14 protein-coding genes are annotated in these 12,833 nt (G+C 65.7%); 12 read left to right on the forward strand and 2 right to left on the reverse strand.

Features of this window, described 5'->3' with window-relative positions; genetic code table 11:
• The first annotated feature begins 2 nt into the window (after positions 1-2).
• The 3 genes from ACFVSI_RS02300 to ACFVSI_RS02310 are packed head-to-tail and all read left to right on the forward strand — an operon-like array spanning position 3 to position 1,612.
• A complete protein-coding gene (locus ACFVSI_RS02300; protein ID WP_387819465.1) occupies positions 3-1,007 on the forward strand; it encodes a sugar phosphate isomerase/epimerase family protein in 1,005 nt (334 codons plus the stop codon).
• Positions 1,008-1,019: 12 nt separating this feature from the next.
• The gene (locus ACFVSI_RS02305) at positions 1,020-1,280 is read left to right on the forward strand and encodes an SDR family NAD(P)-dependent oxidoreductase (RefSeq protein WP_387819467.1); all 261 of its coding nucleotides are present in this window, start codon (positions 1,020-1,022) and stop codon (positions 1,278-1,280) included.
• Entirely contained in the window at positions 1,226-1,612 is a 387-nt protein-coding gene (locus ACFVSI_RS02310; protein ID WP_387819468.1) for an SDR family NAD(P)-dependent oxidoreductase, read from the forward strand. The genes ACFVSI_RS02305 and ACFVSI_RS02310 overlap by 55 nt, the downstream gene beginning before the upstream one ends.
• A 12-nt stretch (positions 1,613-1,624) precedes the next feature.
• Here the strand turns inward: ACFVSI_RS02310 and ACFVSI_RS02315 are convergent, their stop codons facing one another.
• Positions 1,625-2,647: a restriction endonuclease subunit R gene (locus ACFVSI_RS02315; RefSeq protein ID WP_387819470.1), complete on the reverse strand. Its 1,023-nt coding sequence runs from the start codon at positions 2,645-2,647 to the stop codon at positions 1,625-1,627.
• Positions 2,648-2,746: 99 nt separating this feature from the next.
• On the opposite strand from ACFVSI_RS02315, the gene ACFVSI_RS02320 reads away from it, so the two are divergent.
• Positions 2,747-3,169 (forward strand): hypothetical protein, encoded by a 423-nt coding sequence (locus ACFVSI_RS02320; protein ID WP_387819472.1) that lies wholly within the window; start codon positions 2,747-2,749, stop codon positions 3,167-3,169.
• Positions 3,170-3,225: 56 nt separating this feature from the next.
• On the opposite strand, the gene ACFVSI_RS02325 is transcribed toward ACFVSI_RS02320, so the two are convergent.
• Positions 3,226-4,491 carry an ROK family protein gene (locus ACFVSI_RS02325; RefSeq protein ID WP_387819474.1) on the reverse strand — a complete coding sequence of 422 codons (1,266 nt, stop codon included), beginning with the start codon at positions 4,489-4,491 and terminating at the stop codon, positions 3,226-3,228.
• 107 nt (positions 4,492-4,598) lie between these two features.
• Between ACFVSI_RS02325 and ACFVSI_RS02330 the strand changes: the two genes are divergently transcribed.
• From ACFVSI_RS02330 to ACFVSI_RS02365, 8 genes are all read left to right on the forward strand, one after another.
• Positions 4,599-5,648, forward strand: coding sequence for a Gfo/Idh/MocA family protein (locus ACFVSI_RS02330; protein ID WP_387819476.1), 1,050 nt, complete (start codon positions 4,599-4,601; stop codon positions 5,646-5,648).
• Entirely contained in the window at positions 5,645-6,430 is a 786-nt protein-coding gene (locus ACFVSI_RS02335; RefSeq protein ID WP_387819478.1) for a hypothetical protein, read from the forward strand. The genes ACFVSI_RS02330 and ACFVSI_RS02335 overlap by 4 nt, the downstream gene beginning before the upstream one ends.
• A 109-nt stretch (positions 6,431-6,539) precedes the next feature.
• Complete coding sequence (locus ACFVSI_RS02340) at positions 6,540-7,556, forward strand: VOC family protein (protein ID WP_387819479.1); 1,017 nt, start codon at positions 6,540-6,542, stop codon at positions 7,554-7,556.
• Between the two features lie 148 nt (positions 7,557-7,704).
• Entirely contained in the window at positions 7,705-8,670 is a 966-nt protein-coding gene (locus tag ACFVSI_RS02345; RefSeq protein WP_387819480.1) for a fumarylacetoacetate hydrolase family protein, read from the forward strand.
• Between the two features lie 5 nt (positions 8,671-8,675).
• Positions 8,676-9,668: a cyclase family protein gene (locus ACFVSI_RS02350; RefSeq protein ID WP_387819722.1), complete on the forward strand. Its 993-nt coding sequence runs from the start codon at positions 8,676-8,678 to the stop codon at positions 9,666-9,668.
• 27 nt (positions 9,669-9,695) lie between these two features.
• Complete coding sequence (locus tag ACFVSI_RS02355) at positions 9,696-10,832, forward strand: FAD-dependent monooxygenase (protein ID WP_387819482.1); 1,137 nt, start codon at positions 9,696-9,698, stop codon at positions 10,830-10,832.
• Positions 10,829-11,833 carry an amidohydrolase family protein gene (locus ACFVSI_RS02360; RefSeq protein ID WP_387819483.1) on the forward strand — a complete coding sequence of 335 codons (1,005 nt, stop codon included), beginning with the start codon at positions 10,829-10,831 and terminating at the stop codon, positions 11,831-11,833. The genes ACFVSI_RS02355 and ACFVSI_RS02360 overlap by 4 nt, the downstream gene beginning before the upstream one ends.
• Positions 11,830-12,795 carry a fumarylacetoacetate hydrolase family protein gene (locus tag ACFVSI_RS02365; protein ID WP_387819485.1) on the forward strand — a complete coding sequence of 322 codons (966 nt, stop codon included), beginning with the start codon at positions 11,830-11,832 and terminating at the stop codon, positions 12,793-12,795. Before ACFVSI_RS02360 ends, ACFVSI_RS02365 begins: the two co-directional genes overlap by 4 nt.
• The last annotated feature ends 38 nt before the right edge of the window (positions 12,796-12,833 follow it).

Consider the following 12,833-nt stretch of genomic DNA (forward strand, 5'->3'; position numbering starts at 1 on the left):
ACATGGCACGACCAATCACCCTGTTCACGGGACAGTGGGCCGATCTGCCGTTCGAAGAGGTGGCCCGGCTCGCTGGAAAGTGGGGCTACGAAGGGCTTGAAATCGCTTGCTGGGGCGACCACCTTGATCCCTGGCGTTGGGACGATGACGCCTACATCCAGGAAAAGCTCCACATCCTGGAGCGGAACGGCCTCAGGGTGTGGACCATCTCCAACCACCTCAAAGGCCAGGCTGTTTGTGATGACCCCATCGACCAGCGCCACCGGGACATCCTGCCGGATGTCGTCTGGGGCGACGGCGACCCGGAAGGAGTCCGCCGCCGCGCTGCCGAGGAAATGAAGAACACGGCCCGACTGGCCGCGAAGCTCGGAGTCAAGACAGTCACCGGCTTCACGGGCTCGGCCATCTGGAAGTACGTGGCGATGTTCCCGCCGGCCAGCGAGAAGATGATCGACGCCGGTTACCAAGACTTCGCGGACCGGTGGAACCCCATCCTGGACGTCTTCGACGAGGTGGGCGTCCGCTTCGCCCATGAAGTCCACCCGTCCGAGATCGCGTATGACTACTGGACCACCCACCGGGCGCTGGAAGCGATTGGCCACCGTGAGGCCTTCGGCCTGAACTGGGACCCGAGCCACATGGTCTGGCAGGACATTGATCCCGTCGGCTTCCTGTGGGACTTCAAGGAACGCATCTACCACGTGCATTGCAAGGACACGAAGAAGCGACTCGGCAACGGCCGCAACGGCAGGTTGTCCTCGCACCTGGCATGGGCAGACCCGCGCCGCGGCTGGGACTTCATCTCCACGGGGCATGGGGACGTTCCGTGGGAGGACGCGTTCCGCATGCTGAACGCGATCGACTACACCGGGCCGTTGTCCGTGGAGTGGGAGGATGCCGGAATGGACCGCTTGGTGGGTGCACCGGAGGCCCTGGGCTTTGTCCGCAAGCTCTCCACGTACCAACCTTCCGCTGCGGCCTTCGACGCCGCCTTCAGCACCAAATAAGGGTTAGACGTCATGCGGTCGCGCAGACCCAGGCTCGAGGGCAAGACTGCCGTTATCACCGGCATCGCCAGCGGCCAGGGCCGCGCGGCCGCTTTGGCGTTCGCCGACGAAGGTGCCGTCGTGGTGGGTTGTGACATGGACGACGACGGTGCTGCCGCCACCGTGGACCTGGTGCGGAGGGCCGGTGGCCAGGCCAGCAGTACCCGCGTGGATCTCACGTGGCAGCGGCCGGGAGCTCCGCCGTCGTGCTTGTTGGCTCCACTGCCGGAGTGACCGGTTCGGTGACCAACGGACGCCTCGCCCACACTGCCACCAAAGGTGCCGTTGTTGCGATGACCAAGCAGCTGGCCGCCGAGGGCGCGCCCCTGGGAATCCGCGTCAATGCCGTGAGCCCCGGCATGATCCGGACCTCCGCCACCGAGGGCGACCTGCTCGCGCCGGGGCATCCCATGAACGCCATCGCCCAGCACATACCCCTGGGGCGCATCGGCACACCGGACGAGGTGGCGCGGTGCGCCCTGTTCCTTGCCTCCGATGAGGCCTCCTACGTGACGGGCGCCAACCTGATGATCGACGGCGGTTGGTCCGCCGTGCTGCCAGGCTGACGCCCGCGCGGGCTAGCGGACTTGCCGCGCAGGTTCGCGCGCCGCGCCCGCTGCGAGCGATGCTTCCGCCAGCGCCAGATGGCGGCGGGTCATCTCCGAAGGATCGTCCCTGAGCCATTCGTGGCCGCCCCACTCGCTGGTGAGCGTTCCGGCGAAGCCTTGCTGCGCCAACAGCCGGCCCAGCTCCTCGATCGGCCGGGAGACCCGCCGGTCCGAATCATCCAGGTCCCAGAACTTCAAGTGGAAGGCGCCAACCAGCGGCAGGATGTCCCGAAGGTCCGCGGCGTCGCTGCGGCCAAACCGGATCAGCAGGTTCATGAACAAAGTGTGGATTCGCCCCGGCACGGTCCCGGAACGCAGGGCAGCCAGCACCGCCTGGTTGGTGGCAGGATCTTTCCACTCCGTCTCCAGCCTGCTGCACAGCACGGGTGAGACGCCGCCGCGTCCCAGTTCCTCGAGGTAGCTCACGGGCAGCGCTGGCATGAGCATGCTGATGTCCACGAGTACCCGGATCCGCGGATCGTTCAGCACCGCGATGTGGTCCAGGGCAGGGCGTACCTGGGGATTGAGCGGGTCCTGTTGCCCTTGGATTTCCTCGAACAGCACCAGGTCCAAATCGTGGAGCACGGGCTGGATCAGGCCCAGGAGCTCGGGCCCCGCTTGCCCGATCGGGAGCCGTACGCCGGTGGCACCCACGCGGTGGGCGGCGTCGAGCTGGGGGACCAGGAACTCAAGGCGCTGCCCGGTGGTGCGGCGACCAGCCGCCGTCGTGTAGTCATCCAAACTGCAACCAACCGTGTTGACCCGGCCTCCTGCGGCATGGAGCGCCTCACGGAAGGCATCAACCTCGTGGTTCTGCGGGGCGGGGAACGTCCGCCAGAGCAGGCCTGGCTCCACCTCGACGATTTTCGCGACGTTGTCCCGGGCTATGTCCGTCACGATCTCCGTGCTGGTCCGGCGGGCCTCGATGACCTGCGGAGTCCAGTTGAAGGCGCTGGCGGCGAGCGTCCAGCCGGCGGGAAGGGTGGAATCCATGGGAGGGCCTTTCCAAATAAGTATGTTATTGCCAAACTTATGTCAGAATCAGACAAAAATCACTAGTAGGTCAAAGATGCCTGGGAAAGGGAGTGGCTGATGCTGCAAAACACTTTGCGCGAGGACGCGTTGACGGTGGTTCCGGAGGGATATGAGCTGCGGATTGGCCTGCCCTGGATACGATCCATGCCGCTGTCCAGCGTTTCGGGGCTGGCGGTGGAGCTGGCCGGACGGCCGGTCGGCGAGCAGCTGACAGTCAACCTCGGCGAACGATCTGTGCCTGCCGCTGCCCTGGCGGACGAGCCCGGCTGGTGGTTCATCCAGGACCGGCTGGTGCTGGCGTTTCCAGCCACGTGGCCAGGGGAGGGTCTTGAGAGGCGTGATGTCTCGGTCGATTTCGAGCTCATGGTCCCTTATCTTCAGGCGGGCGGAGATGGGCCGCTGGTGTTGCCCTTCCACCTGGAAGCGAAGCTCCCGGTTTCCCGCGCCAGACCCGCCGGAGTCTCCCGCGACGTCGCCTGACGGGCCGGGCAGTCTTGGCTGGCCACGTGGGGCGGTTTGTGGGAGCAGTCCGACCGCTAGGATGCCGCCAGGGTCTTGACCGGTCCCGGCTTGCCCTGCGCGAACCAGCGCGGGAAGGTTGCTTCGAAGAGTTGCTCCCGTGCCAGTTCGACGCCGCCACGGAGCGGTTCACGCTCGTCGTTAACCGACAGGAGGATCCGCAGGTCCCTTGTGGCCAGGGGGAGGGAAAGCTCGTAGACGCGCTGCCGCACCTCCGCCAGGTAGACCTCTCCGGCGGAGGCCATGGCGCCGCCGATCACGATGATGCCGGGGTTGAACATGTTCACGAGTGCGGCGATCGACTCGCCAACCACGCGCGCAGAGTTCTGCAGCAATCGGACAGCGAGGGCGTCGCCGTTCACCGCGGCCAGGGCTATCGCCTCGGGGGAGAGCGGGTTCCCCTTCTCTACTGAGGTGGCGAGCGGTCCGGTGGCGCCTTCCTTGATGGCCAACTCTGCATCGCGGATCAGGGCCCAACCGCCGGCGACGGCTTCAAGGCAGCCAACCTTGCCGCAGCGGCACAGGGCATCCGAATCCGGCACGCGGACGTGGCCGATGTCCCCGGCAGCGCCGTTGGCTCCGCGGTGGATGCGTCCCTGGGAGAGCAGGCCGGCCCCGATTCCGGAGCCGATCTTGCAAAAGATCAGGTCCGCGTAGGCGTCCCTGCGCCGGGCGCGTTCGCCCAAGGCCAGCAGGTTGACGTCGTTATCTACCCAGGCGGGGGCGTCGAAGCGTTCCTCGAACGGCGTGCGGATGTCGAAGCCGTTCCACCCCGGCATGATGGGCGGGGCCACCGGCTGGCCGGTGCTGAAGTCCACCGGTCCTGGCACACCGATCACCACTGACCACACTGGCTTCTCCTCGGCGTCCTTGAGTAAGTCGTCCAGGAGTTCCATGGCTGCCTTGAGTGTTTCCGCGGGTCCGCGGGCGATGTCCCACTCGCGGTGCTTTTGCTCCACGATGTCGCCATCCAGTTCGGCGTAACCGACCCGGATGTGGAGAGCGCCGAGGGCGCAGACGATGATGCGTCCCCGTTCCGACTGGAAGCGAAGCGTGCGGGGTGCCCGGCCGCCTGATGAGGCGCCGAACTCGCCGTCGCCCAGGAAGCCCATCTGGATCGCTTGGTCAACGCGCTGGGTGACGACGCCGCGGCCCAGGCCCGTGACGCGGCCAATCTCGGGGCGGGTCGTTGCTTCGCCTGTGCGGACGAGGTTGACGATGCGGAGCAGGCTCGTGACTTCGTCCGTCTGTGCGCCGAACCGGAGCGTCGAATCTGTGGTCATACCTCCAGATTCTTCCACAGGAACGGCACTAAGGTGCGGAAAACCGCAACTATAGCCAGAAATACATTTACTTATGAATAATACTGACAAAAGTATGGAGGGGTGTTGTGAACATAGGATTTCTGGGCGCAGGACCGGGTGTCGGGGCGCTGCACCTTCCTACGGTGCGCCGCCTCGGGAGCGGGTTCCGGGTGGGACACGTTGCCGATGGAGGCAGCGGCAGGGCGGAGCGGCTGGCCGGGCCATTAGGTGCACGGTGGTCGTCGGGCGACCGGGAGCTGCTTGCCGATCCCGACGTCGATGTCGTGGCCATCTGTACCCCGCCCTCTGAACACGAACGGCAGATACATGCCGCGCTCAGTGCCGGCAAGAAGGCCATCTTCTGCGAGAAGCCGCTCGCCACTACCCGGGAAGCGGCTGCCGCCGTCGTATCCGCATGCCGCGATGCCGGAGTTGCGCTGATGGTGGGCACCAATCATCTCCATGACCCCGGTTGGCTCCGAGCCCGCCAACTGCTTGAACGGCAAAGCGAGCCGGTGCAATCCATCGCCGTCACTCTGGCGCTGCCTCCCAATGGCCGCTACCACGAGGTGGTTTTCGATGGAGGGCCGTTCGTAGCTCCGTCCCGTGGGCGGCCGGACACGAAGAATCCTGCCGTCGCCGCTGCCATCGTCAAGCAACTGATCGCAGGCCTTGCGATCCACGACCTCCCGGCAATCCGGCATTTCGCGCCGGACATCGAGGCTGTGCAGTACGCACGCTTTGTCCCACCCATCGGCTACGCCGTGGGGTATACGGCCAGCGGGATCGACATCCAGCTTGCCCTCACCATGCTCCCGGGTGGACCGGATTCCCTCTGGCGGATGACCTTCTTTACGGAGAGCCTGCGGCTTGACCTGGACTACCCGCCGCCGTTCGTGCATGCCGGCAGCGGTTCGGTCACCACACGTAACGCCGATGGCTCCGTGACACAGCACGCGCCGTCGCCGCTTGATGGCTATGAAGCGGAGTGGCAGCATTTCGCGCAGCTAGTGGACGGCTCGCGTCCCGTTGACTATGACCTTATCCTGGCTGACGTCCTGTATCCGACCGAGCTGGCCGAGCGGGTTTTCGCAACCATGATGTCCGGGGCCGCAGCAGCAGGAGCCCGCCCATGAGCGCCGCCGTTCCTGTCTTCGCCACGACTGCGGGCTACCGTGCCGCGGTTGCGGAACTGCCCATGGGCGCCCGGCAAACGGAAGCGGCCCGGGGTGCGGTGGTTGTGGTCCCCGGCGAAGGGCAATGGTGGACCGCGCTGCTGGAAGCGGAAGCCAACGGTGCCGTGGCCGCCGTCGTCGGTAATCCGCAAAGGGTTCCGGCGGAAGCGGTGGCGACCCTCCGCGGCCTGCTGTCCATCCCTGTGGTGGTCGAGCGGCCGTTCGCGAGGCAGGACGACGTTGCTGCTGCCGCGTCCGCCCGCGCCGGCAGCCCGGCGACGCTGGTGACCATCGAATGCGCCGCGGCCCCTGGCGGCTTGGCGTCCCCCCTGCGCGACGGCCTGCGCTGGGCAACGACGCTGGCAGGTGGGCCACTGGAGCGCATCGGGTCCGGAGGTGGCATGGCCCTGCTTAAAGCCACGCCGCCCTCCGGGCACCTCCCAGTGACGGTGCTGACCACGCGATGGTCCCAAGAGGCGGCCGCTCCCATGCTCCGGGTAGCGGCGCTGGGCGAGGTCCGGTCGGTGGTCGAATCGGACGCTGCGGGGCAAGGAGTCCGGTTTACGACGGCTTCGGCAGACGGATCCACCACATCTGCTGTCCGCTATGAGGGATCCGCCCGGCTGGCCCTCCGCCGCGCCCTCGAAGCCGTGGCCGCCGCGTGTCCATTGCCTGACCTGACCGAGCTGCTGGAGGACCAGGAAATCCTTGCCGAACTCCTACCTGAGCATAAGCAAGGCTGATCTTCGGCATAGGCAATATCGTCTTCCCTGATGTACCGGACGGGCCAGAGACTTGATGTGGGCAGCTTCACAGAACCAGTCGCCAGACGAATTATTGAAAGGATCGAAGATGATCAAGCTTCTCTCCCACCTCTCCTACGTGGCCATCACCACGCCCGACGTCGAAGCCTCCGTTGACTTCTACGTCAAGCAGGTAGGGCTCAAGGTTGTTGACCGCGTCGACGGCGCCGTCTATCTGCGGTGCTGGGGCGACTACTACCGCTACAGCGTTGTGGTTGTTCCCGGCGACGAGCCGGCCTTGGAGACCATGGCATGGCGTACCTCCAGTGCCGAGGCGCTGGAGGAAGCGGCCAGCAGGATCGAGGCCGCAGGCGTCACCGGTGAATGGATCGACGTTCACGGCATCGGGCGGGCCTACCGTTTCACGGGTCCGTGGGGCCACAGCATGACCCTGCACTGGGACGTCACCCGTTACCAGGCCGAGGGCAGCGAACTCTCCACCTACCCGGACCGTCCGGCCCGCCGCAGCATGGTTGCCGGCGCCCCGCGCCAGCTGGACCACGTCACCATCGCGACGTCCGACGTTGACGGCTTCGCCAAGTGGTACAACGACGTCCTCGGCTTCCGCATCATGGCCAGGACGGTCTTGGACGAGGCTCCCATCTCGGTGTTCTCCGTCCTGACCACCAACGAAAAGTCCCATGACCTCGGCGTTGTGCTCGATGGCTCCTCCCGCGCAGGCCGCATCAACCACTACGCCTTCTGGGTGGACACCCGCGAGGAACTCCTGATCGCTGCCGACACCTTGATCGAGAACGGCGTCCCAATTGAATACGGCCCTTCCATCCACGGCATTGGGGAGCAGAATTTCCTCTATTACCGCGAACCGTCCAGCCTGCGCATCGAGCTCAACACCGGGGGCTACCGCAACTACGTCCCGGACTGGGAGCCCAACACCTGGACCCCGTCCCTGGGTTCGAACAACATGTATCGCAACGGAGCCATGCCAATGTCCATGACCGAGTCCTTCCCGCCCGCCGACGGCCCCAGCGCCACGGAAGAAGGCGTCCCGGACGAGATCAAGGAAGCGCTTTTCAACCCCTACGCACGCCAAGGCCAGGGCTAGAGAAACAGGCAGGGCCAAGCACTCGAAGGCATCACCGGCAGGGGTATCTAGGCCGGTGATGCCTTGTATAACCACAAACTGATTTACTTATGTCGATTTCCGACATTAAATGAATGTGGGCCGCGAACGGTCCACGAGGGGAGTTACGTTGACGACGACGTCAGGACAACTGGAAGCGCCATTTGCCATCGCCCGCTACCGCGACGGGGATACCGTCAGCTTGGGACTAATCGCCGGCGATCGGATCCGCCCGCTGGGTCCGCAGGAGCTCGGTGCCGCCGACCTTAATGACTTCCTGGCTGCCCCCGACTGGGACCGCCTCGAAGACCTGGCCGCACAAGACGGACCTTGGCTGCCCTTGGACAGCGTTACGCTCACCGCTCCCGTGGAACCACGGCAGGTACTGCAGACGGGCGCGAACTACCGCACGCACGTTATCGACCTGGTGGTGGCCGGGCTGGCCAAGGATGACCCGCGCTCCCCGGAAGAAGCCCGCGAATGGGCCGGGAAGATGATGGACGACCGCCAGGCGAACGGAGAGCCCTACTTCTTCATTGGCCTGCCTGCCTGTGTGGTGGGCGACGACGTACCCCTGGTGCTCCCGGACTACAGCCAAAAGCATGACTGGGAACTGGAACTCGCCGTCGTCATTGGCACCGAAGCCTTCCGGGTGTCCAAGGAAGACGCGATGAACCACGTTGCCGGGTACACGATCGTTAATGACATCACCACCCGAGACCTTGTCTTCCGCCGCGACATGAAGGAAATCGGGACGGACTGGTACCGCGGAAAGAACGCCCCCGGCTTCCTTCCAACGGGACCCTTCCTGGTGCCTGCGCCGCTCGTGGACCCCGCCAAACTCAAGGTGAGGCTGGAACTCAACGGTGACGTCATGCAGGACGCCACCACGGATGACCTCCTTTTCGACATTCCAGCACTCGTCTCGGCCGCATCGCAGAACATGCCGCTGCTGCCCGGCGACCTGCTGCTCACCGGAAGCCCGGCCGGCAACGGAGCCCACTGGGGCAGGTTGCTGCGCGACGGCGACGTGATGACCGGCAGCATCCAGGGCCTGGGTACCCAAGTGGTCCGCTGCGTAGCGGAAAAGTCATGACCACCATGAACCTGGAAAGCCCGGACCTCCTGGACCGTAACGATCCCGACGGCGAAATCGCCCGCCGCGGCAAGGCCTACCGCAATTGGGGCCGCTGGGGTGACGACGACGTCCTCGGCACCCTGAACTTCATCGACGCCGCCAAGCGCAAGCAGGCCGCGTCTCTGGTGCGGGACGGCGAGGTCATTTCGCTCTCGCAGCCCTTCGACATGAACGGCCCCCAAAGGGGCTGGCGCCGCCGGACCAACCCCGTCCACACCATGCTGGACACGGGAACGGATGCAGAACGAGGCACCCAAGGTTTCCCGCACGGCCTGGGCGGAGCGGACGATGTCATCACCATGCCGCTCCAATGCTCAACGCAATGGGACGGTTTGGGGCACATCTTCGATCACGGTGCCGCTTGGAACGGCCGCCGTGCGGGGGACGTGGTGACCAGCGACGGCGACCTCGTTACCGGCATCGAACACGCTGCCGCTGCGCCGGTGTCCCGCGGTGTCCTGCTGGACCTTGGCCGCCACCTCAACCCTGAAACGGGCGAGCTCCCTGACGGCTACGCCATCACCACCGCCGACCTGGAAGCCTGCATCGAAGCCCAAGGGGCCACCAGCACGGCAGGCCCGGGAGACATAGTCCTGGTGCGCACCGGCCAGCTCACCCGCGCCAAGCGTGAGGGCTGGGGCGATTACGCCGGCGGCCCGGCGCCCGGGCTCTCATTGACGACGGCGGGCTGGCTCCACCGCACGGAAATCGCCGCCATCGCCACGGACACCTGGGGCTTCGAAGTGCGTCCCAACGAGTTCGACGTACCGGCCTTTCAACCACTCCACCAAGTGGTCATCCCGAACATGGGACTCACCGTGGGTGAACTGTGGGACCTGGACGCGCTCGCCGTCAAGTGCCGGGCCAAGGGTCGCTACGAGTTCCTCCTGGTAGCGGCGCCGTTGCCGATCACGGGTGCGGTGGGTTCGCCCATCAATCCCGTCGCGATCCTCTAATTCACCCGAGACAAACAAGGGGTCATCATGACTGCAGTACAGAAAGTGGCTATAGCCGGCAGCGGCGTGGCTGCCATGGCGACGGCCATCCAGCTCGCCAAGGCGGGAGTCGCCGTCGAGGTTTTCGAAGCGAAGCCGGAACTGAGCGCGCTCGGTTCGGGCATCACGCTTCAGGGCAATGCCCTCCGCGTATTCGATGCCCTGGGCGTGTGGGAAGACGTACGGGAAAAGGGCATGGCCTTCGAAGGCCTGACCCTCCGCGCACCGGGCCCGGACGCTCCGGTGATCGCGCAGCTTCCCGAGGTCAAGACCGGAGGCCCGGACTACCCGGCGTGCATGGGCATGTACCGTCCCGACCTTGCCAAGATCCTGCTGGAGCACGCGGAGAAGGCCGGCGCGAAGGTGTCTTTCGGTTCCACGGTGTCCGGCTTCAACGTCACCGGCGACAACAAAGTGGAGGTCTTCGTCAACGAGGCCTCGGCAGGAACCTACGATCTCCTGATTGGCGCGGACGGGGTGAATTCCTCCGTGCGGAGTCTCATGGGGATCGACACCACCCCGGAGAGCACCGGCATGGGCATTTGGCGGGCCTTCGTTTCGCGTCCCAAGGACGTGGAACACAGCGAGCTCTACTACGGCGGTCCGGTGTACATTGCCGGCTACACGCCCACCGGTGAGGACACCATGTACGCGTTCCTGGTGGAAAAAGCCCAGGATCGCTTCGGGGTCTCTGACGCGGAGGCAACGGGAATCATGCTGGGCGAATCCATGGCCTACGGCGGCCCGTGGAATTCCATCCGCGAGAACCTGAACCAGGGAGCCAAGGTCAACTACACCTGGTTCACCAAGCATTTGGTCCCAGGCCGCTGGAACCGCGGACCGGTGGTGATCATCGGCGATGCCGCGCACAGCTGCCCGCCCACGATTGCCCAGGGCGCCGCCCAGGCCCTCGAAGATGCCGTGGTTCTTGCCGAACTCCTCGTGGGCTCGGACGAGCTCAGCGAGAAGCTCTGGGACAGCTTCCACGAGCGCCGGATCCCGCGCGTCCAGGCTGTGGTCGACGCCTCCGTCCAGCTCGGCGAGTGGCAGATCGAGGGCAAGAAGGACGCGGATGCTCCGGGCCTGCTATTCGGCATTGCCCAGAAGATGGCGGTCCCCGCATGAGCATCGATGTCCACGCCCACGTGCTGCTTCCATCGCTCCAGGCCGAGGTGGAACGGCGCGCGCCGGAGGCTTTCAAGGCAGCGGCCGAACTTGAAGCACGACGCAACGGTCCGGCGAGCCTGGCAGCCTCGGGCCGCATGATTGGCGAGCGGTTTCCCAAACTCACAGATGTCCGGGCTCGCCTGGCTGCCATGGACGCGCAGGGGGTCGACCACCAGTGGGTCAGCGCCTCGCCGAACCATTTCTATCCGTGGGCCGAAGAAGGTCTTGCCGTATGGACTGCCACGGAGGCCAACCGCCTGGTGGCCGAACACGTTGCCCAAGCACCGGAGCGCCTGACCGGGCTGGGCCTGGTGCCCCTTCAACACCCCGAGCGGATCGTGGAATGCGTCGACGACGCCATCCTCGGCCGGGGCCTTGCAGGCATCGAGATTTCGTCCGTCGCCGGTGACGTGGAACTGTCCGACGAGCGACTTGAACCCTTCTGGAGCCGCGTGGCGGAACTCGGCGTCGTCGTGTTCCTCCACCCCTTCGGGTGCAGCCTGGATGAGCGCCTGGACCGCTACTACCTGTCCAACACGGTGGGCCAGCCCGCCGAAAATGCCGTGGCGCTCTCGCACCTGATCTTCTCCGGCGTGCTGGACCGCCACCCCGGCCTGAAAATCCTGGCTGCCCACGGCGGCGGCTACTTGCCCACCGCGATCGGCCGCTCCAACCACGCGTGGCGGGTCCGGCCGGAGGCCCACGGCTGTGCCGAGGAGCCCTCCAGCTACCTGCGCCGGATCTGGTTCGACACCGTGGTCCACGATCCTTCGGCCCTGCGTCACCTCGTGGAGGTCGCGGGACCGTCCCAGGTCCTCATGGGTAGCGACTTCCCGTTCGACATGGGGCCGGAGGATCCGGTTGCCGAGGTGCGTGCGGCCGGGCTGCCCTCCGACGTAACGCAAGCGATCCTGTCCGGCAACGCAGCAGCCCTGCTCTCGCAAAGGGTCCGGGCATGAAAGTCGCGCGCTGGCAGGACGGCGCCGAGGTGGGCGAGGGTTTCGTGGTTGACGGCACGGTGGTGCCGTTTCCCAATGGCCTGCGGGTGGCCGAGGTTCTGGCGCGTGGTTTGGCCGGCGCCCGGGAGCTGTACGGACGGTTGAACCACGACGCCGGGCGGCCGCTTGGCGCTGTCCGCCTGCTGGCACCGTTGGTTCCGGCGGCGATCAGGGATTTCGTGGCCTTCGAAGAACACGTCGAAGGGGTCTCTGCGTCGGTGGATGGAAAGAGTGAGGTGGTGCCGGAATGGTACGAGGCACCCACCTTCTACTTCACCAATCCACACACTGTGCTGGGGCCGGGAGAGCCCGTCATTCCGCCGGTAACGCAGCGCTTGGACTTTGAGCTCGAGATCGCTGCCGTGGTTGGCGGGTCGGGAGGCTCCAACCTGTCTGCCAGGGAAGCCGAAGAGGCAATTTTCGGCTACACCATCATGAACGACTGGTCCGCACGCGATATCCAGTCGCGCGAGATGAAGGTGCGTCTTGGTCCCGCCAAGGGGAAGGACTTCGGGACCAGCCTGGGTCCGTGGATCGTGACGGCCGATGAGCTGGAACCCTATCTGGATGACGACGGATTCCTGGCCGTGCTGGCCCAGGTCTTCGTCAACGGGGAACTCGTGGGGGAGGACCTCGTGTCCAATATGGGCTGGACCTTCCCTGAGCTGGTGTCCTACGCGTCCAGGAACTCCAAAGTAGTCTTCGGCGACGTCCTCGGCTCCGGAACCGTCGGCAACGGCGGTTGCCTTGGCGAGTTGTGGGGCAGGCGCGGGGAACTGACGCCCGCGCCCCTGGGCCAGGGTGATGCGGTCCGCATGGTGGTGGAAGGCCTCGGTGAGCTGACAGCTACCGTGGGTGCCGCCGTCGTGGGTCCTGCCGTTCCCCGGGCACGCAACCGCAGCCGCGCGCGGGCCAGAGTCTAAAAGCATCAATCTTTTGTTGCTTTTAGACTAAAGTCATC

Origin of the sequence: Paenarthrobacter sp. NPDC057981 (assembly GCF_042886835.1) — a bacterium.
Classification (GTDB): Bacteria; Actinomycetota; Actinomycetes; order Actinomycetales; family Micrococcaceae; genus Arthrobacter.